Here is a 25,352-nt window from a genome sequence, read left to right as displayed (position 1 = left end):
AGTTTGGCGGTTTAGATGATGGCCGCCATAAATAAGGCTTAAGTAACTAATATTATATGATAATTTAGCTACTGATTTAAGTTGTAAATATATAAGGGGTTATATAGATGGCTACACCACATATTAATGCTGTTGACGGTGCATTCGCAGATACAGTGCTATTTCCAGGCGATCCACTTCGTGCTAAGTACATAGCGGAGACGTTCCTAGAGAATGTTGAGCAAGTTACCGATGTGCGTAACATGTTTGGTTTTACTGGTACATACAAAGGCGTTCGTATCTCTGTTATGGGTTCAGGCATGGGCATTCCTTCTGCTTCTATCTACGCAACAGAACTTATCAGAGATTATGGCGTTAAGAACCTTATCCGTGTTGGAACTTGTGGCGCTGTTAGCACAGACGTAAAAGTTCGTGACGTATTGATCGGTATGGGTGCATGTACTGATTCACAAGCTAACCGTTTACGTTTCAAGGGCCAAGATTTCGCTGCTATCGCAGATTATGGTCTACTTAGTGCAGTGGTTAAAGCTGCCGATGCTAAAGAGACTAAGTACCGCGTAGGTAACTTGTTCTCAGCAGATCTTTTCTACACACCAGATCCAGAGATGTTTGATGTGATGGAAAAGATGGACGTTTTAGGTGTCGAAATGGAAGCTGCTGGTCTTTATGGCGTAGCGAAAGAGTTCGGTGCTAAAGCTTTATGTGTAGTGACTGTATCTGACCATATCCGTACTGGTGAGAAGACTTCTGCTGATGAGCGTCAGACTACCTTTAACGAAATGATTGAAATGACACTAGAAGCGGCTATTACTCTGTAATTTTGCTTTAAGTTGTTCATCATCCCCTCCACTTTTATTAGTGGGAGGGATGTTGAAAGTACTGAAGAAGCCTGCAATGTCAGATAAATTGCAAGCGGGGATACTCTTATTTTAGAGAGGTCCATATAAAAAAAGGGCCCGTTAGAGCCCTTTTTTGTGTCCCGAGATTCTAGGTACTAGGTTCCTAGGAACTCGTCCCTTCTTCCTTGTTAACTTCTTCCTTTTTAACTTCTTCCTTTTTAACTTTGTTCTTCTTTAATTTTTTCGGCTTCTTTCTTAATTTCGCACGAGTCTTACGTCTATCGAAATCGGCACGTTTAAATGATAGGGACCGTGACAATAGCATACCTATCAGGCCAGCTATTATCAGCATCATCTGTTGCTGTTCCATATGGATCTGATGGGCTTCTTTAATCTCATTGAAGAAGAGTCTAGGCTCTAGTCTTACTTCGATAAAGCCTAAATTATTACCATCTTGAGTGACGGCTTCGACATAGGGTGGATAACGTTCCAGTAGCTGGCTTAATTCCTCCGAGTCTGGCTCTAACTCTTCATCGGTAACGCTCTGGGCAAATGATAGCCTCTGTCCATCCTCACTGAAAATACTGGCAGACATCACCTTAGGGTCTAAAACCAGTGCACTGGCTAACCATTGAAGCTGTTCATCGTTTTGCAGTTGCAACGCTGGAGCGGCACCATAAGCCGTTTGTTGGACCAGTAATCTGGCCATCTTTTGTGTTTGGGACTTTAGAAGCTGTTGTCCTTGTAGTAGGCTAGTTTCCCATAACTGGATAAGACCCACGGCTAAGGTGATGGCAATTGCCATCTGTATTAGCCTGCTAATTCTATGGCTCTTTTTCAGACCTTTAAGAAAAAACACTATATACCTGTATTTTTGAAGGGTTTAGCTAATCATAATAGATTATGGCCTTGCCCGGTAGTTGGAGAAGCATTACTAATGGAAAGTCTGAGTCATACCTTGCTGTTTTCTTGGTTATCGAGTGGAGAAAATAACCGTTTTCAATATCAGAGTCAGACTTTGGCCAAGCATATGGAGGCCAATGCTCCGCTTTGCGAGATGAGAATTCGTTGTGTTTATGAGAATAGCTTAGATGAACCTGCACTCGCAGCGGCTATAGGTCAGCTGCAGCAAGATTTGAGTTTAGCGATTATCGAGCGAACTACTGGACTCCTTTGTATCGAAATTTGTGTCTATGAGCCACTAAACCTGACACAGATGCAAGTGATCTCCTCTATCCAAGGGGTTGAAAGCTTTCCTATTTCAGATGAGCAAGCGAAGCTAAATCAGCCTGGCTTGCTAGTGATGGACATGGACTCGACGGCGATTGAGATTGAGTGTATCGATGAGCTGGCCGTGATGGCTGGGGTCGGTGAAGCAGTAGCCAAAATCACAGAGCGTGCCATGCAAGGTGAGTTGGATTTCGAAGAGAGTTTGCGTGCACGTGTGGCTCAACTCGAAGGTGCCGATGAGAAGATCATTCAAGACTTGTGCGATGAACTGCCCCTGATGCCTGGGCTAGTGGAATCAGTTAAAGAGTTGCAGTCTTATGGCTGGAAACTCGTGGTGGCTTCTGGTGGTTTCACCCCTTTCGTTGGGCACTTGAAACAGCTTCTAGGTTTAGATGCCGCATACGCAAACGAGCTGGTAATTGAACAAGGTAAACTTGCTGGAACCGTTATCGGCCAAGTTGTTGATGCGCAATTTAAGGCCGATACTGTGCTTCGCTGCGCCGAGTTGTGGCAAATCCCCGAGGGTCAAAGATTGGCCATCGGCGATGGTGCTAATGATATTCCCATGATAAAGACTGCTGATTATGGTATTGCTTATCATGCTAAGCCCAAACTCGAGAAGGCGGCGGATGTCGCCATCAGTAAGCTTAACCTAAAGGCACTACCGTACCTGTTACTGCTAAGTTAGCTAGTCACATTTGTCAGCTGTTGCTAGGCAGGAAGGATGACTTTATTTCTGCCTCATATTTTAGCTTATGTATTTAGCTTACGTGAAAGTTTTGCGTTTTATTTTCGTTTAAAACAGCCTTTGATCACCTTTGACCACATAGGTTTAGCTTAGTCGCTTGTTTGACTTGAAGTTGACAAGGTCATTACTCTTGTTTTTTGTCTGTTGACTCAGTAATTTATTAGCTAAATTAATCATTATTTAAAATAAGTTGTATGCCGTGGTCATTGAACAGCACTCGTTATTTATTCCCTATCTGGATGGAAAACTGCACCTCAGGCAGATAAAACCTATGGATGCGGACATGAGTAAACCACCAATATTTATGCTCCATGGTGCAATGTCTAACGGGCGAGTATTTTACAGTGACTCAGGTAAGGGGCTGGCCTGCTTTCTAGCTGAATCGGGCTTCGTGGTATATGTGCTCGATACATATGGGCGTGGGCTGAGTACGCCTAAGTTACATCGGGGGTCTAAACCCGGTCAAGGTCAGATCATTCGAGACCAGTTACCCTTAATACATCACTATATTGTTTCCCTGCATCGGAATAATCCACAAATTCACTGGTGTGGCCATTCATGGGGTGGCGTCTTGATGGCCAGTGCGATATCCAGGTATCCGCTGTTTCAAGAGAGCATAGCCTCCCTAGTCACCTTCGGTACTAAGCGTAGTATCAAGATAAAATCCCTGAAAAAATGGATGATGGTCGATATCGGCTGGAACAAGCTGGCACCGTTAATAGCATGGTCTCACGGTTATCTTGCTGCAGATCGGTGGCGCATGGGCATGGATAATGAGAGCCGTTCCTCTCTGGCTCAGAGTATCGATTGGGTTCGCGGTGAATGGATAGATCATGATGATGGCTTCGATTATGCTAAAGCTGCCATTAACACGGCTAATCAAGGCAAGTGGCCCAAAGCCTGGTTTATCGCCGGGCTTGGGGATGAGGTCTTGGGACACCCTGAAGATGTGCTAAGAATGATTCAGGAATGCCAGTTTTCCGATGTTCGCTATACCTTGTTATCTAAGGCTGAAGGTTATCGTCATGACTACGGTCATGCCGATATGCTGACTCACAGAGATGCTGCGGGTGATCATTTTGCTCAGGTAAAGGTGTGGTATGAACAGATTGAAGGGGGAACAAGTTCCTAGATTCTAGGAACTAAGAACTTAACTCGCATCAGCCTTAACTATCGATTCTGTCTCATGAAGCTGAGGATATCTTAGTAATACTTCTTCTGTGATATCCAACAATTCCCCGACACCTATTATCTGCCACATTAGCTCTTCTAGTTTCTTGGACTTGTGATGAGCGTGAATGCCGATATATTCCATTTCACGTCGAATATAGTTGAGATCGGGCTTTCCAGTTGCACCTCGGTAGATCCTGAGGGCCATAAAACGGCCTAAATTATTACTTTGATGGATGAAGTGCTGTCTGGCATTGAGATCGCCTATCTCATTGGGTGGAATACACTTGACTCTGACTTGTCCTTGAGATTGTCTGGAAACCTGGAGGTAAATCTCAAAATGTTCCAGACCATCTTGGGGCTTAAGTGCTCGGATTGGCTCGATAAAGTCTGTCTTCAAGCGACCGTCTTTCAGCAATGACTCTAAGTTGTATTCCAATGATTGGCTCGCCGAGGCGGCAAAAATATCCGTGATGACATTTTTATGAGTACCGACGCCAAGTATGGATAGTTTTGCTGATTTTGGTGTTTTTTCTACAAAATAGGGAACTGAGTCCAGGTGACGCATCAATAAGTTTTTTAAGCCATCGGCCAGCTCTTTTTTCTCACTGTTGGCCTCGGTGATTTTCTCTAACTTGTCTCTGTTATGAATGATGAGCTTATTGATAAACTCGACGCCGACATGGGGGCTATGTCCCATGACTGCAGCCAGATGAACAATGCCGCCTTTTTTTCGGGTTTTGACTAGTCGATATGAAAGATTGCTGAGTTGAACCTTGCCTGATATCTGCTGCAGCTTAGGAAACCCAAGATGTATCGGAGCCGTTTTATCAAATTGGGTGGCTTCATCCAAGGTTAACTGCAGTCCCTTGCTCGATATATCGTGGGTCGAGGCGGTGATTGACAGCTTACCTTGGCTTAACTTCACTTGAGTCTTGAAAGAGTATCGCGCCTCATTTCGGCGTTCACTGAATTGGAGCGAAAGTAGTTTTATAGGATTACTTTTGACTTTTTGTTGTCCGAAAACTTTTAATTCATTGGCTTTGCTTGTACATCTGTCGCCCCAAGATAGGTAATCTTGTTGGGATTCATCAGTCGTGAGGTCCATAAGCTGAAGCACATGGGTAAAGCATTTCAACTGGGATTCAGTTAGGGCGTTGTAATTGGTTTCGTCACCGGGAAGCATGGAGGCCTTGTATGACTTGCCATGATCTATTTTATGATGGGCAAGTTTAAACACTTTCCAGGAAGGCTTACTGGCACCGAAACTAAAGAAGAGTGCCAGTAAATCTTTTTGTTTAAGCTCGGCCAATGTTGCCGAATAGAAGTAGATGTGACCTTGAGTATGGAAGGTAAAGCAGAAAAATAGTTGGTGGTCTTTATTTTCCGGCTCATTAATCAGGTTTTTCAAACGTCTATCGGATAGCATTCCTGTTAGCTGGCTGACATCATGTTCGTCTTGAAAATAATATTGCAGCTGTTGGTTATCTCGACTGAGCAGTTTATGGGTGATCTGATACTTGCCTTCAATGGATTCAAGATACAGAGGAAGATGAGGCAAGTGAGGCAGATAGTGTCTCTCGAAACCCAAACCGGTAGCGGCCACTAAAACATCGTTGATATCGACCTTGTATCTGAATTTATAGCCCCTGATCAGGTTAGATAGCATTTCCGATAAGGCATCGGAGCCGCCAACACGCTTGAGTCGCATCCAACAATATTCATTGTTGACCTGTGTGTCGACTACTTCATAGTCGACCCCTTGTTGCAGATCTTCATAATAATATTCTTCACCTAATTCGAGTAGCTTAACTCTAATGGGTTTATCCAGCTCGAAATTATGCTTAAGGGGAAGTCGAATTCTGGCTCCGCCGACAGACAAGTCTACCGTAATGCCCTGTATCTCGGTTCGATTAGGCTGAAGTACCGAGATACGTATGCTGTAGTTCATTCTCTCTTCACTACGGTTGAAATAACTGCCTAGGACAACTCCTTGTGCTAAGTATGGAGCGAATGGAAGCTCATCTTGGGAATGTCCTCCGTCTCTTAGTTTTTGCTTCCTGAGTTTATGGGCTTCGATGACCTTCTCATAAACACCTAAGGTATAATGATTACGGTAGAGCGCCACCGTCTCGAGGAAGCTCTCTTTAGCTGGGTCATCTAAGAAGTGTTGCTGCTTGCCATGGATAAGCTCTGCACAGGGTAATTCAGATTTATCTCTTAAATCTATGATACGAGTACAGGGGGATGAGATGCGATTGAGCTCCATCTTGAGCAAGAAACGCGTGGAATTCGATTCTTCTGTTGTCAGCCTTTCAAATAGCTCGTGGAAATCGGGTTCCATTAGCAGGGGCTTGAGCTGTTCAATCAGGGCACTATGTTCGTCTAAACTCATCTACTCGCTTCTTCTAAGAGGGCTTATGTAATCGTATCAGATCGTCTTGTGGGCTGAAAACTAAGGCGGTTAATAGTATCATGTCGGCAAAATCTGAAATTACTTGATACTTAATAAGGCTAGTTATCATATTTAAGTCATTATTATTACTGATGAACACTCATTATCTGTGATATCCAATAACGAGTTTCGTCCACTTAAATTTCAAGGGACATGGGTTCACTTAAATTATCTTAAGCCATTATTGGCTTTCGTTGTACGTTATTCTTTTTGAACCTATGGATTCATTGTTAGATTAACTCTATTTTTCAATTTATGTAATTAAAGAGCTATGGCTAAAAATAAAACAGCATTTGTATGTAATGAGTGTGGTCAAGACTTTCCACGTTGGCAGGGACAGTGTAGCGCCTGTAATGAGTGGAATACCATTACAGAAGTTCGCTTAGGGGCAAGTAAGTCGGCGGGGTCTTCCGTATCTGGCTATGCGGGTTCTGTTGGCGGCGGCTCAAAGAAGCTCAAAGAAATAAGAGAAGTCGAAGCCGAGAAGATGCTTACAGGCATTGGAGAGCTAGACCGCGTTCTGTGTGGTGGTTTAACCACAGGCTCTGTGAATATTATTTCTGGCGATCCCGGAGCGGGCAAGACAACCTTGTTATCAGACTTGGTGTCCCGTATGTCTCAGCTGATGCCGTCGCTATACTGTACCGCCGAAGAGTCGTTGTCACAGTTTAAGAATCGTGTGAATCGTCTCAAGTTAAGCTGTCATGAAGACAATCTGTACCTGATGGCGGAAACCAGCGTTGAAGCCATCATTGCTGAGCTCGATGCTAAGCAGATTAAGTTTGCTGTCATCGACTCGATTCAAGCGGTTGTCACAGATTTAGCCAACGGTAGTCCCGGCTCCCCCTCTCAGGTAAAGAGTAGTGCTCAGGCCCTGACACAATACTGTAAGCAAAATAACGTCACCATGTTCCTCGTGGCCCACGTAAATAAAAATAATGAAACTGCCGGGCCCCAGACACTGATCCATATCGTAGATTGTCTCACGCATCTCGAATGTAACGATGGTCAAATTCGTACCCTTAGAGCCAATAAGAACCGTTTCGGTGATGTAGATACCGTAGGTATCTTCAAGATGACCGAACGGGGCATGCTCAGTGTTGATAACCCCAGCGAAATCTTCCTATCGGGATCGACGACAGAATCTCCTGGAGCGGCGATCACCTGCATCCGTAAAGGTAACCGTAATTTATTGCTCGAGATCCAGTGCTTAACCACGGAAACAGAAGGTGAGTTTCCGCAGCGAGTCTGTGTTGGCCTTAATATGAACCGCATTAAGATGCTGACTGGCATATTGCGTAAACATACGCGGACTAAGATTTTTCATGATACCTATTTCAACTTAGTCGGTGGCCTGAAGATCGACGAATCAGAAACCTGTATCGACTTAGCATTAGTCACTGCATTACTGAGCAGCTTGAATGATTTTGTGGTGCCCAGAACGACCTGCATCATGGGAGAACTTAGCTTAAATGGAGATGTGCGTCCCATAGATAGCGGTGTACCTAGAGTGAAAGAAGCGGTTCAGCATGGTTTTACTGAGATTTTTATTCCCTATCGTAACTATCATAAGTCGATGGAAGGGCTAGGGGCTAAGATCAATCCGGTGAAGACTATTCATGATTTTCTTGAGTTAATAAATTAACGCTACAAATTTTGTTATTGGACTCATTGGGCTGGGTGGTATTTGGTTAGTTTACTGGATACCATCACTTCATTGTTGTCTGTTGCTTGCCGCAGGTGCTGTAAATGGATTTACGAGTGTCGCGATCACAAGGTCAGAGATGTTCCCTGCATCTCAAGACATTTCCCATATCCTTATGGGTCAGATGTGAATGAGTTACCTCACATGTAGATACTGCTGCGGAACGCTGTCAGCCTCTATGGTAGTTTCCCACTGTAGAAGAACACAGCCGCTTTACACCTCATTATTCATCTCTTCGATTAAAGTTTTAAAGCCTTCTTTTCTGAAAGAGGCTGGTTATAAGTCAGCCCCGTCCAGAATCGGGTCGTGCTACTGCCGTAACCATTGAAGCATTTTGACATTAGCCGTGTTCGTTACCTAAAACACACCCTGGTGATTTCCCCCTCCCAACGCCGAAAGAGGTGAAATCGCTTGGGAAACAGTATTGAGAGTCAATAGCATAACCCGATAGATGGCCGCTCCTAATATCTTATTATCTTCTTTTCGGTAGACATCATATGACTCTCAAATAAAAACAGATCATAACAAGGTTATTCAATGTGGTTTTTAGCTAAGCTAAACCCCTTCAAGTACGTCATAAGTTATTATTTTAGGCGCTTGGACAAGGAAACTAAGTAGAATTGAAAAATCACCGCTTTTCTCTCTCCAATCAAGATATTTTCCTAAGTGACCTTCAAGCTCCCAATAAGCAATGATAATGAATTCATTTTCAGATAAACGTGAAGTTTCAACTCCTTTATTGCCTGGAAAACTCCTTGTTGCAGGTAGTATTTTTTTAAAGAAAGACAGTAACGCTTCTGATTGTCCTTCTTTTGCCTGAAATTCAAATGTTGTCATTTTTTGCATTGTTTATTCTCTTAACTATCAATATTAATTTAATTAACTTATACCAATCGGTATTAAGACAAGGAAGTATAGCTTTCCTTGTACTCTGAATACTGTCAGTGGTTAGGGTTGCTAACTAACTAAGGCTAATAATTTATCGGTACTGTCTACATTGCAATAACCAAAACTTAATGCCGCCATAAAAGCATGATGCACATGACTGGCTGGTACTGTGACGCCATTAAACTCGAGATCCAATGTTGCGCATGCATCGTGAGCTACGTTGCATTCATAGCCAAAATCAATTGCTGCACGAGTAACAGCGTCAATACACATATGACTCATTGCACCAAGGATAACTAATTTATCTACATTTAATTCATCAAGGATATTTTGTAACCCTGTATCTCGAAAGCTATTAATCTGATGTTTCAAGATAACGGGTTCACCCTCAAGGGGGGCTACGCTGTTGTGAATTTGTGCACCTTCAGATTCAGGCAAAAAAAACGGCGCGTCAGACGAAGGAAACTCATGACGAACATGTATTACAGGTAAGCCTTGCTTACGAAACGCTGTTAATAGCCTTGCTGCATTTGATGCAGCTGCTTCTGTGCCTGATAAAGCCCATTTAGCCCCTGCATATGATGGGTAATAGTCATTTTGAAAATCAATAAGTAACAAAGCGGTATTAGACATAATAATCTCTCTTGTGTTGTTCAGGTTGTTTGTTGAGGCTATTATGCAAAATACCAATCAATTGTACCGATGGCGAAATCGCCATAAATCAGTCTAAAAATGACAAAGTTTATTCATATCGTAATTATCGACTACCCTAATGCCCTGCAAAGTGCAGTACAGGGTTTCAGAGAGCTGTTTTTATTAGCCAATAAGGTCATTAAAGACAATCAGCTTGAAATTCAGTTTACCGTCAAGCTCATTCAACCTGACAAAGACTTAGATGGAATGAGTCGGCATGATATTGTTATTCTCCCGCCGAACTTAGATGGTCATTATTACCTCAGTCCTCAACCAGGTTTATTGCAATACCTCAATGATGCACATCAAAAGGGGGCAATATTATGCTCTGCCTGCGCGGGGGCATTTATACTTGCCAAAACGGGCTTATTAGACAACCGAGTGGCTACAACACACTGGCAATTAGCTGATGACTTTAATGAACTATTTCCCAAAGTATCGCTTGAAATTGACTGTTTGCTTGTCAATGATGGAGATATAATTAGTGCCGGAGGCCTAATGTCATGGATTGATTTAGGGCTAGAATTAGTTGCTCTTTTCGCCAAGCCACACATTATGCGTACACTTGGAAAATTTCTTATCGTTGATACTGGTAAAAGAGAGCAACGTTACTATGGCAGTTTTACGCCAAAATTTAATCACGGCAATAAACAAATATTGCAAGCTCAGCACTACATCCAAGCAAATTACAGTAAAACACTGAATGTTTCCGTGTTAGCAACATTAGCCTGTATGAGTGAGCGAACATTTTTACGTCAATTTACCAATGCTACAAGCTTGAAGCCCATACAGTATATTCAAAAGGTTAGGGTTCAAAAAGCCTGTGAATTACTAGAAACTACTCCTCAGAGCTTTGAGAGAATAGCCCTGAATATTGGTTATGATGACGTAAATAGTTTTCGTAAAGTGTTTATAAAGATTATAGGGTTAAGTCCATCAGCATTTAAAGCTAGATTCGTTTGAATGGACTGTGAATCGGTTTCTAAACTGATAGGGCTATCCGCCCTACATGTTTTTCACGACTTGTTGCTGATGGATACAACCAAGTTGAAAGCTGAATCTATTATGCTTGGCTAGGAGATAAATACTCGCTAATCTCTCTATTGGTTTGGTTCAGCAAACTGCTGAGAGACAAAATTTGCTGGTTATTCAAGGCTACTGATTTAGATTCAATCTCATATTTTGAACTAAGGTCAGCTAATGCCGTTGCTCCTATGTTGGATGCAACACCTTTTAGTTCATGTAGTAAGCTATTAATTTCACTGTTAGTGTTATAATTAGAGGCTATATCTAAGTCAGAATAGCTTTCAATAAAATAGGCCAGCAGTTCTGCATATAGCTCTTCATCGTTATCTGTTATCTTTAATCCTGCATCCAAATCTAAGATAAGTTTATCTTTGCTGCTGACATCTTCTATTTCGATACTCATCGGCAGAACAGCATCATGGCTCTGAACCAAAGAAATATCATCCTTAGTAAAATACTTAGCCATTGAGGAGAGCAGTATTCCGAAATTGATGGGTTTTCCTATGACATCATTCATACCAGACGCAAATGCTCTCTGTTTGTCTTCGTACATGATGTTGGCTGTGAGGGCGATGATAGGTAGTTCATGTAAGTTGAGTTCACTCCTTATCCTTTGGGTTGCATGATAACCATCTAACACAGGCATTTGACAATCCATTAAGACTAAATCAAACGGCTTTTTCTCTAAAATTTGAACTGCCTCAAGTCCATTATTTACAATGGTAATATTGAGCCCTTTCTTCTGAAATAATGCGTATATCAATCTCTGGTTTGTTTCATTATCTTCGGCGAGTAAGATGTTTTTGCCGCGAATAGCGGCGATATTGTCAGGCATAGCCTCTTTCGTTGTATCAGCAAGGCCATCGGCAAGAAGTGTAGAAATAGGCTGTTTAAAATAGACGCTAATCAGAAATTTAGTGCCCACGCCTTTTTCACTCTCGATGCGAATATTGCCTTCCATGGACTCGACTAACTGTTTGGTGATCGCTAAACCTAGCCCCGTTCCACCAAAGTGACGTGAGGTGGATGAGTCTGCCTGAGTGAAAGACTGGAATAAATGCTCTGTTTCCTCTTGGGTCATGCCAATACCTGTATCTTGGACTTCGATAAGTAGCCCTAAACGAGTAGGGTGGCTTGTATCACTCAAATTACTTACTGATAAGCAAACGCAGCCTTGATGGGTAAATTTCACCGCATTACTGCCAAGGTTGAGTAGTACTTGATACAAACGTAATGGATCTCCCCTTAAAATCTGTGGGACCTTATCATCTATGTTAACTCTTAAGGCCACACTTGATTCCTGGGCTCTGTTACGGATAATAGTCTCAAAATCATTGATGACCTTTCTGAAATCAAAATCGACTTCTTCTAGGGTTAACTTCTCGGCTTCAATTTTAGAAAAGTCCAGAATGTCATCAATGATCCCTAATAATAGTTTGGCGGAGTGATTAGCATCATGAATATAAGAACTTGTTTCAGAGTCAATATCATTTTGAAGTGCTAGGGCTGTCATGCCAATAATGGCATTCATGGGGGTACGGATCTCATGGCTCATATTCGCCAGAAAAAATGATTTTGCTTCTTTTGCCCGCTCTGCGTCGGTGATGGCTTGATTTAAATTTTGGGTGAGATCAACAACTTCATTATGAGAGCGGCGAACCGACATTAATAACGCAGTAAGAGACATAAAAAACAGGCCTGCAAGCCACCAGATATTTTGGGTGATCTGATTTGCTTGCTTAATACCTTGGGATTCTTTATTTTGCATATCAACCAGGTAACTGTCGGCAGTGATAGCTGAAGCACGCATGTTAGCTTTTATTCCTGCTATTTCAATTGATTTATTAATAGATGATTCAAAGTTTTTCCTATATTGATTCAATGAGCGGGTTATTACGATTAGTAATTCAGTTTCTTTATCGCCAAGATCTTTGTTAGCAACTAAACTTGCTTGTTCTTGCGTATGTTTGAGATGCTTTAGTAGTATGTCCTTGTTAAAATAAGTATTTTCACTCATAGATGCGTAGAACTCATCTTCATGCAATCTTAATTCGGTAATATCTAAAGTGAGAAGATTTATCTCCTTTAGCGAACTGACTTCATTTAACATCAATTTTTCTGCATTAAAAACTCGATGCTCAGCGGCATTTAACATTTCGTGTTGTAAGTTATCTAGTATATTTACGGCATCTATAAGTTGTACACCTGCAACTTGCAACTCTGTTTTAGTTGATTTATCCAATAACAAGGATAATAAATTGTTAGCCTTGTCGATTGTGATTAAAAATGGTTCTTGGTTTGTTTTAGATAATATTTTAATTATTGAACTTGTTTGAGAAATCATGGTTTTTTTATCAAGGTCACTACCTGCATAAGTTCTTAATATATTCATTATCCCTTGTGTTTTAATTCTAACGTCTGCAGTGGTTCTTACCACATTGTGTGCAGTGTCTGCATTCGATGATAAGGCATCTATTTTTATAAGGTTTTTTCTTGTTTCATCTTTCTTGTATTGAGTTAATGTGAGTAAGCTGGATGTTAAGTTTTTAGCGGATAATATAATTGATTTCTTATCTTCGTTGAACATTCGTTGGTGTTCTATGAAAATGTTAAATTGTTCTTTATAGCTTTCTAGCGCCCTGGTGAATTTTTTTTCTTTATTTGGGTAATCATTAAAATATTCAAACAATTCTTTTCCAGAAATACTCTTAACCAACACATCCATGTTGAACTTAATTTCATCAGAAGAGAGTAAGCTTCCATCTCTGGCGTAAACCAGTTCATTTAACCTTGCCTTATCTAAAGCGGTTGTCGCCTTGTCAATAATAACGTAATCATCGATATGATAACTAAGGTTTACCAGTAAACTCGAGCCTATGATTCCAATAACAAACAATATAAAAATCAATAAGTAGAACCGAATGGATATTTTTCTTATGACAAGCTTGTCCTTACTTTTATATACCCCAACCATACTCCATCCTCCTAACATCTAACACTTATTGCATTGTCTGGCTTTCAAGGCATAAACCGCTTGCTGGAATTTATCTTCGCCACACACTTACCTGTTCACTTATTCTGCGCTATTGGGATTTTCGATGCTATAGCAGTTTGTATCTTTACTGTAGCTACTGATTTACTTAAGTTTACTTTCAGTTCTGTGGGCTTTTGTGTATGGGGTTGTGTATGAGTTCGCGTATGGCGAGGCTGATTTTTTTAGAGGAGATTAGACTGGGTACGAGTAACTTGATTTAAGCCAAGTAAGGCATGAATTTGCAGAGAATGTTGATCTACCTAACATATAGCGCGAGAGTTTTATGCCATATTAAGTGCATTCTTAGAGATCACTGTTTAACATCTGCAGGGTCATAGCTGGTATTTTTTCATGACTTTAAATCCATGGTAGAAACGAGTTAACCAGTGCAAGCACACACTAACCATTCATATATAATGAGATGACACTCAATGAATATATTTAATAAAGCACTCCTAGCCTCAACCTTAAGTATCGCTGCTGTGACAGGGGGGGCGCAGGCAAGTGACCTAACGTGTAAGGGAAAAGGTGATGATATCACTATGACTAATATTAATATTCTGCGTTCGAATGAGTCGATAGTTAAGATTGATGGTGGGTACAAGTCACCGATACTGAGTAATATTTATCGAATTGATGGAGTTGATGGTCAAGACATTAGCGCAACGCCTACCTATCTTTCATACAATCAATATCCTTTAGCTGACCACAAGTTGGTTGCTACAGTACAAGTTTATGGCGAAGAGGCTGTTACTGGCTTTTGTATAGTGACAGATGAGATGTAAGCTGTAGAGTTTATCGCTGCTGTCGTAAATTAAAGGTGACAGTTTATGCACTTTCAATACCTTTCATTATTTAGATTTATGGCTGATAACTTCTCGGGTTGGCATTATTCAATACAGAGCCCAATTTAATAACAGGATTGTAGCTAATAGGTAATAAAGGGCTCGTAGCTAATCTTCACCTGAAGCTACTCCTTAACACAGGTTGAGTAGTTTTCTGGTGTGCAGTAGGTGAGTGGAATGTTTATTTCCTTTTTGTACTCCTGCTTGGTGACTATTTTGTGCAAGGTAAAAATGGCTTGTTTACCCATCTCGAACGGATTTTGTCCTATGTTTCCATGGGCAAGGTTTTCTCGTAGATATTCAAGTTGTATCTTGGCAGTATCGGCTATGAGAAGAATTATCTCCTTTTTTTCGAGACTCATCTTGTATGGCTCCACCAACTCCCTGTAGCCATCGATAAACTGAGGCCAGCCGCCAACGGCGATAAATGCGTCTATTTGCCTACTTTTGTATGAGCCTAGGACCGTTTTTAGATCTCTTAAGGCGTTATCGAATTGACCTAGGTTATACAGCGGCTCGCTAAATTCTGTCCAACCATTTTCACCTGTTAAACGTTCACCGGGTGGGAGGATATATGATTTCCCTGAAAGCGCCGAGCGTACTCCCATTACACGGAGCTTGAGGTTTGGTGAGTCTGGTCGTCCACTTTGTATTATTACCGAGCCGCCATCAGGGCGGTGCAGCATTAACTGCTTGCCCAGGGCTTTACCGAGTTCAAAATCGTTTGAACCCACGTAGGCAAGTCGTAGATTTTGATATTTGTTTAAGGTTTCACGATCAAAGTCAGCATCATAGGTAATAATGGGGATGCCTCGTTTTATCGCTTTTTGGATACTATGACTGGCTAGAAACTCAGACTGAGATACAGAAACTGCAATGCCATCAACTCCCTCCTCAATCAGATCTGAAATGATTTTATCCTGAGCTCTGACATCTATGTTGCTGCTACCACGAAATATGCATTCGACATTACCGAGTTTGGCCGCTGCCACTCTGCAGCCTTCGCCTGTGGCTACAAAAAATGGATTATTGATTTCCTTGGGGATCAAAGCAAATCTAAGATTTTCAGCTATAGCTGTAAAAGACAGACTTAACAGTAAGCAATAGAATATACAGTAAATTATACAGCGCACTGGGCTCATCTTAGACAGTACAAACCTGATAGCAAGAAACCTTGCTACAAGTATAGCTGAAGCTTATTCACTGAGGGCGGGGTTGAGCAAGTGCCTCTGCAACTTGTATTATCAAATAGAAAGAAGATGGTGTTCAATCTTCAATTGAGCAGGAGCTTAAGGTCTAATTTATTTCAAGAAATTGGGCTAGTTTTTCCATATCTTTCACGTGAAGTTGGTTATCTCGTTTCTCGATAAGATCCATGTCCATAAGTTGATTCACTACTCGGCTGTAGACTCGCTCCGAACAGCCGAAGCGTTCGGCTTCTTTGTAGACCTGGGAGAAGCTAACAGCGGGTTTTGCACCGATACAGCGTTGCTGCAATCACAGACTATGTTGTAGATAAGTGGGGGCAGGAAGTGGTTCATTGTCATGCAAGTCTGGTAACGGCTAGAGAGGGATTGGCTCATCCATATGCCGACTTTAGCGTCTAGCTGCAGTATTGCTGTCATCACCTTGATAGGGAGGACTTTGGCTTCGACGAGTTCACAGGCTTGAATATTAAATTGGCAGGGGCTGGTGGTTAAGGGCAGTGAAATGAGTACTTTAGAGCGACAAACCAGCATTAATCAGATGCTGACCTTGGCGTTAGAGACGGCAATTAAAGGCTAACATCAGATATTTAAATGTGCTGCCGACTTCGTCCGGCAGCCATATTGTTTATCAGGTGAACCCTTAACATAACATGGCTACAACTAGCAGTTAGGAGCTTTCATGTTCTGCAATAAATAGCTCAAGTTCACGATTTAGCATAGATGAATCACCGGTATTGAGTTCTATCATGCGGCGAAGGTGACTGATGCTATCCACATCAATATGCTCACACCTGAGGCCGAGATGGCCAGACTTTTGATGGATAAGGCGGGTTTCCATCTGTACCTCGATATCCGATCCCTGAAGCGTGAAGCTGAGAATGATGGGCGAACTATCTACAGTAAAGGAGTCGGGTTCATCAACGAGTGCACCATTGAGACTAAGATCGAGAATCTTGGTCGTCCAGGCCTTATCTGCCTGAGTCAGCTGAGCACCTGTGGCAAATAAGATCCTTGAAAATTTACGTTTCTCATCCATAACGCTTCCTTTTTTAACCTTTAAGCATAAATACTTTAGCTCTAGTTCAGCTATAGCATGGCATTAGTATAAGCATATGCCAACTTACATTGAGTGTACAAGTTCTCGGGGGGTTATTAGAAATAAGGAGCTTATTAGCAAGTGAACCAAAGAAACTAATACTCAAGTCTCTATTTTCACTTTTGCTTATATGCAATTATGAAAAAATGTGAATAATGTAAGGTGAGTAATGTTAATTTGCTTTCAAGACCCACTTTTTTATCAGGAGTGAGCCTTCGGCTCTAGATATAATGGCTAATTCAATTGCACACTCTACACCTCATACCGTATTAGTTGTCGATGACGAAGCCGTTATCAGAGCCCGTCTTAAAGGATACTTCGAGAAAGAGGGCTACCGTGTACTCGAAGCCGAAGATGGTGAGCAGATGTGGTACCAGTTTGGTCGCCAACACGTAGATCTGGTGATGTTAGATATCAACCTTCCCGGTGTCGATGGGCTAAGTCTGGCGAGAGAGCTACGTAGTCGCTCAGATGTTGGTATTATATTAGTGACGGGTCGTGATGAGGCCATAGATAAGATAATTGGCTTAGAGATGGGCGCCGATGATTACGTGACTAAGCCATTTGAACTGCGTGAGTTGTTAGTCAGGGTCAAGAATCTACTCTGGCGGATATCCCTGGTTAAGAAGGCTGAACAAGCAGTCATAGAGCAGCTTGATGAGAACGATGATGTGATTGCCTTCGATGGATATATTCTTGAACTCAACAGCCGCAAGCTTAAGCATGGTGACGAGATAATCAAACTCACCAAGGCAGAATTTGAACTGTTAGCCGCGTTTGCATTACATCCTCAGCAAGTATTGTCACGTGAACGTCTGATGCAGAATACCAGTCACAGAAACCAAGATGTCAACGACAGAACCATAGATGTGATCATCAGAAGATTGAGAAATAAACTCAATCCTGAATTGTTTACCACTATCCATGGCGAAGGTTATTTGTTCTCGGCGAAAGTAGAAGATTAAAATGTTTAATCTAAGAACAGTGGAAAGTGATAGGTTTTAAGTCGAAAGCTAAACAGTAGCTTGAGGTCTTATGCTCTTAATCTTGGGCTCGCATTTCGTGGATTTCTTTGCTCTATCTTGATCTTAAGGCTTATAGCTTCTTTTCACTCGCTACCCTATATCTCGGATAAAACTCTGCTGGTGCTAGGCTATTTTCGAGCTTATGCTTCTTTAGCACATTACCCTCTAAGCCTTGAATCGCCGGACCTATATCGCCAAAGGGCTTAGCGCCTTCAAGCTCTCGAACGACGACATCTATTGCGAGTTTACCCTGTAGCACTACTGAGTCATCTGAGCTAAACGCGACTCGACCTCTGAATAGGCCCCTGAGTACGGCGGGGGACAGATAACTGCTTACTAGTTTAATTTTAGAAGCTGGCAGAGGCTCTTGCTTTGAGTGCGAAGAGAGCTTCGAGTCATGGCGCGCCTGCTTGATGGCTAACTCTCCAACGGCCGCCTCGATAGCGACTGCACTCCCTAAGATATAATCCGGTGTCTGGTCTTTTAGCAGGTGGTAAAGCTGATCTCGATAGAGGTTACGGTTGTTATCAGCATGACGGATGGAGGATATGGTGATCTTGTTGTTTTTCGAGTTAGGTACAGATGCTGGTTGCAGAGCCGCCATGATCCCTTCCTCGACCCAGTCGCTACCTCCTTGCTTTTCCGGCCCGGTCAACAAAGCAACGCTTACCTGTTGAGCTTTAGCCTGATTAACATCTTGCTTGATAAAATTGCCAGCAAACCAGCCCATCTGGTACCAGTTGACACCGATGCGGGTCGTCACCTTGTGGTTGTCTATTCTGTTAACCAGAGCGATAACGGGCTTAGTGAGGGGCTGGTGAAAAGAGGCGAGAAGTTTAGGATCAACAGTGCCGAGCAATATGGCATCATAATCGCCATTCATGCAGTAGGAAAGCTGGCTGAGCTGCTTATCTTTTTCGTAATAACTGCCAGCCTCAAAGAGTTCTAATGTTATATTCAGTGCTCTGGCATGCTGCACCAGACCATAATCTATGCCTATCCAGTAGGCGTCTTTGAGATGGGGTACCAGAGTACATATTTTCCAGGCTTGTTTGGCGTGCTTGAGAGGATGGTATATTTGTGTTTTAGCCTGTTGGACTTTGACATTGAAGGGGCTACGCTGCTCTAATGACCATGGTGTAAACTTTGTGCTGGCGTGGGCTAAATTGCCGCTCAAACTGAAGAGCATAATGGAGAATATGAGTCCTGTTAGAGTGGCCACACATCTGTTGCTTCTTTTGTTTGATATTCTAGTTGCTATGAGGCTGGCAACTCTGGCTTTGGTTGCTGGAAGTCTGGTCATTGTGAGTTGAGTCTCTATAAGAGTCGTGCCGTGTTGCAGCATTATTGCCAGGCCATCATCGAAAGTAAAATGTCTAAATTTATTGTATCAGGTTAAGGAAAAAGATGCCTTTCACGCTATCGGGAAAGAGTTTAGTTGGACGTCTTATGTTGTCCTTCTGCTTGCTAGCCTTCTTGCTTATGTTACTCGTATCTGTGGGCAGCTTGAGTCTCTACTGGGTGTAGTTGGCGGATAAATTTCTCTACGATGAAGCGCTTCCCGCATCACAGGCTGCACGTAACTTAGTGCAATCTTCTAATGCACTAGCTGAAAATGCATTGGCGCTAGGCAATGTCGAGGAGGAGGCGCAAAGACAGTTTATTGGTCGGATGCTGTCGATTAATAGCAGTCATTTACTCGGTTCCATTGCCAGTCTTAAATCTCTCGGGGTGCAGAAAGATCACAGGTTAGAGCTATCAGCATCAGAGATAATTCATGAACTTTCCCGCTTAGGTAAGCATGTAGGTAAGCGTTTAGAAGTGGCGGGGCACTTATCCAGAGTGGGTACGGCCTTGGTTGAGTCAGCTAGTCACAGCACTGAACTACTTGAAGCCGAGCTGGCCGTTGTCAATTCGGCTATTTTGGCCAAGTTGAGTCTGGCCTATCCACAAATTGCTGGCCAAGTAAAAAGTGCCCATCTGCTGGACGCCGTGATTGAGCAAGATTTAGATATTCAAGAGCGCCTCAATCGTGCTCTCAAGGTGATACATAATATTGCTCTGGTGGGGCAGTTGCTGCAATCGCCTGAGTATGAGACAGCCTTGGCTACTCTACTCAGCTCTATGTCACAACAACCCTCCATCAGCTTGCCGTCAACTTATCAGGTAATGAGTCACCCTCCTGGTCATGTTAACTTGCCGGATCTGAATAAGAGTGGATCCCAAATAGATCTGATGGCGCTTGAGTTACTCAAGGGCTTGATAAGAGATCCCGTTAGGGAAGATGAGCTAAACGCGGAGCTAGTGGTACTACGCCGGGTAGCGGAAGGTTTGGCGGCTCAGAGACAGTACGTTCACTTACTACGAGCTCAGGATAAGCAACTGAGGTTACTCTCGGATAAATTAAGCGGTTTGAACCGAACCTTAGACGCTGCCATGGCCAGCCAACAGACCAAAGCCGAATTGGCTCGGGGAGATTACCTACAGCAGCTCTTCTGGGCAAAAACCGGTCTTTGGACTACGGGAGTCTTGATGTTATTGGTGATTCTATTTGTCATGTATCGGGTCATCTATAAAGGTATCGCCGTCCGGCTGAATGAGGCAACTCATGCTCTATCCAGATTGAGTTTGGGAGATACAGATGTGAGTCTCAATTCTCATGGTGATGATGAGTTAGCTGCCATGGCCAATGCGATTCAAGCATTTAAGCAGAAGACGGCTCACAACCAAAAGCTGCAGGTGCAGTTGCTCGATACTGCAGCCGAGCTCACTCAGCACAAGGCCGAGTTGGAAAATACCGTCGAGGCGAGAACTAAGGAGCTGGCCATCGCCAATAGGCAATTGGATGCAGAGGCTAGAGGCCACGCTCAAGCCAGAGAGATGGCAGAGCAGGCGAGTCAGGCCAAGTCACTGTTTTTAGCCACCATGAGCCATGAAATCCGCACGCCCCTCAATGGCTTGCTGGGCACCTTGACCTTACTCGGCCACTCAAATCTGCCCCTTGCCCAGAAGCAGATGTTGGCTTTGTCCCAGTACAGTGGCACCCTGTTGCAAACCGTACTTAACGATATCTTAGATTTTTCCAGATTAGAGCAAGGTAAACTCACCAACGAAACCAGACCTGTGGCTATCAATGAACTTGTCGATGAGGTGGTCGCTATCATGCTCGCAGGTGCTGGTATCGCTGGTTTGCAGCTAGTACTTGAGAGCCCGCACTTACCCGCATGGGTCAGCTTAGATGGCCCCAAACTTCGCCAAGTGCTGTTTAATCTTATTGGTAATGGCATCAAGTTTACCCCTGAGGGAGAGGTGAGACTGAAAGTCTCATTCGATGAAGCCGAGCTGCATTTCGAGGTGATTGATACGGGGTTAGGCATCGGCGCTGATGCCATGCCGCACTTGTTTAAGGCCTATAGCGCTCAGCTCAATAAAGGGCGTTCCAGAGGAACCGGTTTGGGGCTGGCTATCAGTAAAGAGCTGGTGGACTTGATGAAACAAACGTCTACTTCATATGAAGTTTCAAATGATGCGTTACAAGATAAGTCACAAAAGAGTCCACAAGAGAGGGCTGTTCAAGCCCAAATGGATTCTCTCTGGGTTAAGAGTCAGCCGGGCCGTGGCAGCCGTTTTGGCTTTAGTTTGCCATTGATAGAGTGTCAGAGAGTCAGTGATAGTGGGGCTCAGGATCTGGAAAATGTGGCGAAGAAACGGGTCTTAGTTGTTGAGGATAATAAGGTCAATGCCATGGTTGCTCAAGGATTTCTTGCCCACTTAGGTCACGAGTCTGTTTTGGCGAGCAGCTGCGAACAGGCACGCCGAATTTACAATGTTGATAGTGCTGGCGAATTTGATGCCATTATGTTGGATATTCAATTGGGGGATGGCTCGGGTTTCGAGCTCGTCAGTGATTTAAGAGCGGTTAAGTATAAAGCGAATCTCAGGGCCGATTATCGAGTGCCTATTGCCGCATTTACCGCACAGCTTCAAGCCGATGATATCTCCCATTATCAGCAGGCAGGCTTTGATATCGTGTTAGGCAAGCCTCTCAATATGCAATCTTTAGCAGCTTGGATAGGCCTAGCGAGCGAGGCTGCTATTGAAGACCAAGACCAAGACGAAGACCAAGACCAAGACGAAGACAGTGTCGAAGAGACGTTCACTGAAATCAAAGATGAAGATAAAGTAGAAACAATAGCTGAGACATCTCAGCTGCTGGATCTGACTCAGATCGATCAAGATATCGAATATCTGGGACAAGAGGCTGTGATTGAGATGCTAGCTCTGTTTATTGACTCGAGTCAGGCTCAAGTCTCTGAACTGCAAACCCTCACAGCAGACACCCCGAGGTTGCTCCATGCCCTTAAGGGCAGTAGCGCAAGCATGGGGCTGTTAGCCCTGTCTCAACTTTGTAAGTCACTGGAGAAAACCCCATATCAAGCCAATCAACATGAACAAATGGTCAGCACTTTAACACATTCAGTGGAAGCGCTTCGAGCTTACCTGAAAGCAAAATAAGTCGTTTGCTGAGTGGTGACTTTGGAGACAACGAGTTAATACTTGAAGGTGAATGAATATGTAGTTAAGTCTTTTATTTATTTGGTTTTATTGTGGTTTGATCTTTGCGGATGTTGAAAATAAGATAGAATACTTGGTAATAAATTGTTTAATGGCTCCGCTCTATCTAATAAGGTATTTATGACAACGTTTAAGTTTTTGGTTCCTCTATTCTTATTGCTAACAGCTTGTTCAAGTATGTCGCCGATAGAAAAAGAAAGTGAAAGTGAGTCACATTTTAAAGATGCTGTATTTGAAGGAAAGGATTTTTATATTTCAGAAGCTGAAATATTAGGGGAGAGGTATCGAGTATTTCATCAAGCGTCAACAGGCTTTAGTGGCACATCAGGAATAAGAAGAAGTGCGACACAAAGAGCTAATAGTTTTTGTCAAAAAATCGATCTTAATAAAATGATGCTAACGGTTTCAGAACATACTGCTTCACCACCATATATTTTAGGGAACTTTCCTCGTATAGAAATCATATTTGTTTGTGTTGATAGAAAAAATGCTCAAACAAGTATAGCTTCTACGGATAAATATGATCGCCTTACTAAAATTAAATATCTTTTAGATAAAGGTGTGTTAACACAGCAAGAATTTGAAACGGAAAAGAAAAAAATACTTACTGAAAAATAACTCTGTTTAGAGTCGGTGTAGTTTGAATCTTTATTCTAGATAAAACAGTGGTACAATTCGCGCGAGTTTCTTTCCTGTTTTAATCTAGGTATTTCCCCTATGTCTGAGCGCGCCAACTCTGCTGCTAATCAAGGATTTTCAGCCTTATCCTTAAGATCTGAATTGCTGCAGGTTTTGATTGATTTAGGCTATAGCCAGCCGACACCTATTCAGATCCAAGCGATCCCAGCAATTTTAGCCGGTGAAGATATCATGGCAGGTGCCCAAACAGGCTCGGGAAAAACTGCCGCTTTTGCGCTGCCCATTTTACATAAGCTAATTCTGCATAAGCTCTGTTTACAGGAGCAAAGTGATCAGAAGCTTGAGACGCAAAGTTCTGCAGACAAATCTGCTATTCGCGCTTTAGTGTTAACGCCAACCCGTGAACTTGCCCTTCAGGTCCATGGCAGCTTTGTAAAATACGCTAAGCAGACTCAGCTCAAATCAGCTCTGGTGTATGGCGGTGTCAGTATAGATGCTCAGGCGCAGATCTTAGCGTCCGGGGTCGATATATTAGTGGCAACACCTGGGCGTTTGCTGGATCACTTAAGGCGTGGTTCTATGAGCCTTAGTTTACTTGAGTTTTTGGTATTCGATGAAGCCGACCGTATGTTGGATATGGGCTTTAAAGATGAGATAGACGCCATAGTTAAACAGCTACCTAAGACACGGCAAACCTTGTTGTTTTCAGCCACATTCGATGAATCACTCTATGGTTTAAGCCAATCATTGTTACGTGACCCTAAACTTATTGAGGTGGGCGAGCGAAATGCCGCGGCTGTCGAGATTGAGCAGCGTGTTTATGCCGTCGACAGTGACAGAAAACTCGCCTTAGTTACTCATCTTATCGAGTCTGGTGAGTTACAACAGGTACTTATTTTTAGCCGCAAGAAGGTGGCCGCCGACAAGCTGGCCGCTAACTTATGCAAGGCGGGAATTTCTGCTCAGGCTTTTCATGGCGATCTCTCTCAAGGTGCACGGGAAAAAGTGCTGCAAGGCTTTAAGGATGGTGAGGTTCGCGTGTTGGTGGCAACCGATGTTGCTGCAAGGGGGATCGATATTATCGACCTTAACTATGTGGTCAACTATGAACTGCCTTATAAAGCCGAAGACTATGTTCATCGTATCGGCCGCACGGGCCGTGCCGGTAATAAGGGGGTAGCAATCACCTTACTTTGTCGTGAAGATGAGCATCTGCTAGAAGAGGTTGAAGTCGTGCTCGATAAGCGACTTCCTCAGCAATGGTTAGCAGGCTTTGAGCCTGATCTGACTAAGAGTGTAGATAGCCCAAGAAAAGGGGGGCGAAATGCCCATAAGCAGCGAGCCAAGAAACGCGTTTATTCAAGCGGAAAGTCTAGAAGGTAATCGCTGCTTTTAAAGACGGGGACGACAAGCTGGCTAGATAAAGGCCATATTGTATTGTAGGCTGCTCTCTCTATCTTCGTTGACACCTAATCTCAGCCTATGGGTTTTATGCTGATAGCCGACAAAGGCATCAAATGTATTGACTTGATAACCATCTTGACCGAAGGTGAAGCAAGGATCCAGTCCGAGATGAAAACCTGAACCTAGGTTATATCGGGTATAGAAACCTGCAGTGGCTATACCGGTAACACGGTCCATTATTTCGTCATTGATATAGCCAGCCATAATTACCGGATAGATCTTGAGCTTCTCGGATAGCATTAACGTGGTGACATAGCCTATTGAGGCTGAACGCTGAGCTGAATTTCCACTTGCCTCGCCATAAAAGCCTGATCCCTGACTCATATTGGCATAGGTGAGACTCAGTGATTCTGCACCACCTTTACTCTCAACTAAAAGTTGGTTACTTCCCCAGGCAAAGCCTGTGCTGGCATCTAGCGTTCCTGAACTGTCAGCCTTGACGCCAATTGACGAATATACCGCCGTAGGGTCGCTCATATCGATAACTGGCTCTCTGGGCTCAGGCATTGTTGAATGGGAGGAGGCTGAGGCCTCAATATCAGTATTTTCTTCAGCCAAAATGGGAGTGGATAGGAGTTATAGTGTTGCGACGACGCTTTTCATCTTTGTCTTTGGTGCATTATTTCTGTTACTCCGAAATGATAACCAAAACTCCTTGGGTGATTAACAGCGAAAAATGGAACCTCAGGTTTCAAATCCTGTATCACAATCT

General features: G+C 43.0%; 19 protein-coding genes and 1 pseudogene. 10 read left to right on the top strand and 10 right to left on the bottom strand.

What is annotated here, in order from left to right; genetic code table 11:
- Window positions 1-107 precede the first annotated feature (107 nt).
- Complete coding sequence (gene deoD, locus sps_RS20865) at window positions 108-818, top strand: purine-nucleoside phosphorylase (RefSeq protein WP_077754262.1); 711 nt, start codon at window positions 108-110, stop codon at window positions 816-818.
- Window positions 819-1,002: 184 nt separating this feature from the next.
- Here the strand turns inward: deoD and sps_RS20860 are convergent, their stop codons facing one another.
- Window positions 1,003-1,644: an AhpA/YtjB family protein gene (locus sps_RS20860; RefSeq protein WP_237157898.1), complete on the bottom strand. Its 642-nt coding sequence runs from the start codon at window positions 1,642-1,644 to the stop codon at window positions 1,003-1,005.
- A gap of 132 nt (window positions 1,645-1,776) precedes the next feature.
- Between sps_RS20860 and serB the strand changes: the two genes are divergently transcribed.
- A complete protein-coding gene (serB, locus tag sps_RS20855) occupies window positions 1,777-2,757 on the top strand; it encodes a phosphoserine phosphatase SerB (protein WP_077754260.1) in 981 nt (326 codons plus the stop codon).
- Between the two features lie 259 nt (window positions 2,758-3,016).
- Complete coding sequence (locus sps_RS20850) at window positions 3,017-3,949, top strand: alpha/beta fold hydrolase (RefSeq protein WP_077754259.1); 933 nt, start codon at window positions 3,017-3,019, stop codon at window positions 3,947-3,949.
- Window positions 3,950-3,967: 18 nt separating this feature from the next.
- Here the strand turns inward: sps_RS20850 and sps_RS20845 are convergent, their stop codons facing one another.
- The gene (locus sps_RS20845; protein ID WP_077754258.1) at window positions 3,968-6,382 is read right to left on the bottom strand and encodes a PilZ domain-containing protein; all 2,415 of its coding nucleotides are present in this window, start codon (window positions 6,380-6,382) and stop codon (window positions 3,968-3,970) included.
- 331 nt (window positions 6,383-6,713) lie between these two features.
- Here sps_RS20845 and radA point away from each other — a divergent pair, with 331 nt between their 5' ends.
- The gene (radA, locus tag sps_RS20840; protein WP_077754257.1) at window positions 6,714-8,087 is read left to right on the top strand and encodes a DNA repair protein RadA; all 1,374 of its coding nucleotides are present in this window, start codon (window positions 6,714-6,716) and stop codon (window positions 8,085-8,087) included.
- Window positions 8,088-8,702: 615 nt separating this feature from the next.
- Here the strand turns inward: radA and sps_RS20835 are convergent.
- Window positions 8,703-8,993: a putative quinol monooxygenase gene (locus sps_RS20835; RefSeq protein WP_218919602.1), complete on the bottom strand. Its 291-nt coding sequence runs from the start codon at window positions 8,991-8,993 to the stop codon at window positions 8,703-8,705.
- Window positions 8,994-9,104: 111 nt separating this feature from the next.
- Window positions 9,105-9,668, bottom strand: a complete 564-nt coding sequence (locus sps_RS20830) for a cysteine hydrolase family protein (RefSeq protein ID WP_077754256.1) — start codon at window positions 9,666-9,668, stop codon at window positions 9,105-9,107.
- A 99-nt stretch (window positions 9,669-9,767) separates the two neighbouring features.
- On the opposite strand from sps_RS20830, the gene sps_RS20825 reads away from it, so the two are divergent.
- On the top strand, window positions 9,768-10,691 hold the full coding sequence (locus sps_RS20825) for a GlxA family transcriptional regulator (RefSeq protein ID WP_077754255.1): 924 nt from the start codon (window positions 9,768-9,770) through the stop codon (window positions 10,689-10,691).
- A gap of 100 nt (window positions 10,692-10,791) precedes the next feature.
- On the opposite strand, the gene sps_RS20820 is transcribed toward sps_RS20825, so the two are convergent.
- A complete protein-coding gene (locus sps_RS20820) occupies window positions 10,792-13,728 on the bottom strand; it encodes an ATP-binding protein (protein ID WP_169915865.1) in 2,937 nt (978 codons plus the stop codon).
- A 491-nt stretch (window positions 13,729-14,219) separates the two neighbouring features.
- Between sps_RS20820 and sps_RS20815 the strand changes: the two genes are divergently transcribed.
- Complete coding sequence (locus sps_RS20815; protein WP_077754253.1) at window positions 14,220-14,573, top strand: hypothetical protein; 354 nt, start codon at window positions 14,220-14,222, stop codon at window positions 14,571-14,573.
- Between the two features lie 185 nt (window positions 14,574-14,758).
- Here the strand turns inward: sps_RS20815 and sps_RS20810 are convergent, their stop codons facing one another.
- The 3 genes from sps_RS20810 to sps_RS20800 all read right to left on the bottom strand — a co-directional run bounded on the left by sps_RS20810 (window position 14,759) and on the right by sps_RS20800 (window position 16,877).
- Window positions 14,759-15,682, bottom strand: a complete 924-nt coding sequence (locus tag sps_RS20810; protein WP_335695436.1) for a substrate-binding domain-containing protein — start codon at window positions 15,680-15,682, stop codon at window positions 14,759-14,761.
- A gap of 345 nt (window positions 15,683-16,027) precedes the next feature.
- Window positions 16,028-16,372: a hypothetical protein gene (locus sps_RS28555; RefSeq protein ID WP_077754251.1), complete on the bottom strand. Its 345-nt coding sequence runs from the start codon at window positions 16,370-16,372 to the stop codon at window positions 16,028-16,030.
- A 136-nt stretch (window positions 16,373-16,508) separates the two neighbouring features.
- A complete protein-coding gene (locus tag sps_RS20800; RefSeq protein WP_077754250.1) occupies window positions 16,509-16,877 on the bottom strand; it encodes a PilZ domain-containing protein in 369 nt (122 codons plus the stop codon).
- A 290-nt stretch (window positions 16,878-17,167) separates the two neighbouring features.
- On the opposite strand from sps_RS20800, the gene torR reads away from it, so the two are divergent.
- The gene (gene torR / locus sps_RS20795; protein ID WP_077754249.1) at window positions 17,168-17,902 is read left to right on the top strand and encodes a two-component system response regulator TorR; all 735 of its coding nucleotides are present in this window, start codon (window positions 17,168-17,170) and stop codon (window positions 17,900-17,902) included.
- A 130-nt stretch (window positions 17,903-18,032) separates the two neighbouring features.
- Here the strand turns inward: torR and torT are convergent, their stop codons facing one another.
- On the bottom strand, window positions 18,033-19,151 hold the full coding sequence (torT, locus tag sps_RS20790) for a TMAO reductase system periplasmic protein TorT (protein WP_169916005.1): 1,119 nt from the start codon (window positions 19,149-19,151) through the stop codon (window positions 18,033-18,035).
- A gap of 218 nt (window positions 19,152-19,369) precedes the next feature.
- Between torT and torS the strand changes: the two are divergent.
- From torS to sps_RS20775, 3 genes and pseudogenes are all read left to right on the top strand, one after another.
- Window positions 19,370-22,477, top strand: a pseudogene (torS, locus tag sps_RS20785) (TMAO reductase system sensor histidine kinase/response regulator TorS).
- 180 nt (window positions 22,478-22,657) lie between these two features.
- Window positions 22,658-23,155 carry an SHOCT domain-containing protein gene (locus tag sps_RS20780; RefSeq protein ID WP_077754248.1) on the top strand — a complete coding sequence of 166 codons (498 nt, stop codon included), beginning with the start codon at window positions 22,658-22,660 and terminating at the stop codon, window positions 23,153-23,155.
- Window positions 23,156-23,254: 99 nt separating this feature from the next.
- Window positions 23,255-24,559 (top strand): DEAD/DEAH box helicase, encoded by a 1,305-nt coding sequence (locus tag sps_RS20775; RefSeq protein WP_077754247.1) that lies wholly within the window; start codon window positions 23,255-23,257, stop codon window positions 24,557-24,559.
- 33 nt (window positions 24,560-24,592) lie between these two features.
- On the opposite strand, the gene sps_RS20770 is transcribed toward sps_RS20775, so the two are convergent.
- Window positions 24,593-25,198 carry a hypothetical protein gene (locus tag sps_RS20770; RefSeq protein ID WP_149027322.1) on the bottom strand — a complete coding sequence of 202 codons (606 nt, stop codon included), beginning with the start codon at window positions 25,196-25,198 and terminating at the stop codon, window positions 24,593-24,595.
- Window positions 25,199-25,352 lie beyond the last annotated feature (154 nt).

This window comes from Shewanella psychrophila, from assembly GCF_002005305.1.
GTDB classification, from domain to species: Bacteria; Pseudomonadota; Gammaproteobacteria; order Enterobacterales; family Shewanellaceae; genus Shewanella; species Shewanella psychrophila.
This window is presented reverse-complemented; position numbering and strand designations above follow the sequence as displayed.

Bases quoted from the DNA above. Each gene is read 5' to 3' on its own strand.
- radA (WP_077754257.1), top strand. From the start codon at position 6,714: ATGGCTAAAAATAAAACAGCATTTGTATGTAATGAGTGTGGTCAAGAC.
- sps_RS20820 (WP_169915865.1), bottom strand. From the start codon at position 13,728: ATGGTTGGGGTATATAAAAGTAAGGACAAGCTTGTCATAAGAAAAATA.
- sps_RS20860 (WP_237157898.1), bottom strand. From the start codon at position 1,644: ATGGCAATTGCCATCACCTTAGCCGTGGGTCTTATCCAGTTATGGGAA.
- deoD (WP_077754262.1), top strand. From the start codon at position 108: ATGGCTACACCACATATTAATGCTGTTGACGGTGCATTCGCAGATACA.
- torT (WP_169916005.1), bottom strand. From the start codon at position 19,151: ATGCTCTTCAGTTTGAGCGGCAATTTAGCCCACGCCAGCACAAAGTTT.
- serB (WP_077754260.1), top strand. From the start codon at position 1,777: ATGGAAAGTCTGAGTCATACCTTGCTGTTTTCTTGGTTATCGAGTGGA.
- sps_RS20775 (WP_077754247.1), top strand. From the start codon at position 23,255: ATGTCTGAGCGCGCCAACTCTGCTGCTAATCAAGGATTTTCAGCCTTA.
- torR (WP_077754249.1), top strand. From the start codon at position 17,168: ATGGCTAATTCAATTGCACACTCTACACCTCATACCGTATTAGTTGTC.
- sps_RS20815 (WP_077754253.1), top strand. From the start codon at position 14,220: ATGAATATATTTAATAAAGCACTCCTAGCCTCAACCTTAAGTATCGCT.
- sps_RS20780 (WP_077754248.1), top strand. From the start codon at position 22,658: ATGACAACGTTTAAGTTTTTGGTTCCTCTATTCTTATTGCTAACAGCT.
- sps_RS28555 (WP_077754251.1), bottom strand. From the start codon at position 16,372: ATGCTGGTTTGTCGCTCTAAAGTACTCATTTCACTGCCCTTAACCACC.
- sps_RS20835 (WP_218919602.1), bottom strand. From the start codon at position 8,993: ATGCAAAAAATGACAACATTTGAATTTCAGGCAAAAGAAGGACAATCA.
- sps_RS20825 (WP_077754255.1), top strand. From the start codon at position 9,768: ATGACAAAGTTTATTCATATCGTAATTATCGACTACCCTAATGCCCTG.
- sps_RS20845 (WP_077754258.1), bottom strand. From the start codon at position 6,382: ATGAGTTTAGACGAACATAGTGCCCTGATTGAACAGCTCAAGCCCCTG.
- sps_RS20800 (WP_077754250.1), bottom strand. From the start codon at position 16,877: ATGGATGAGAAACGTAAATTTTCAAGGATCTTATTTGCCACAGGTGCT.
- sps_RS20830 (WP_077754256.1), bottom strand. From the start codon at position 9,668: ATGTCTAATACCGCTTTGTTACTTATTGATTTTCAAAATGACTATTAC.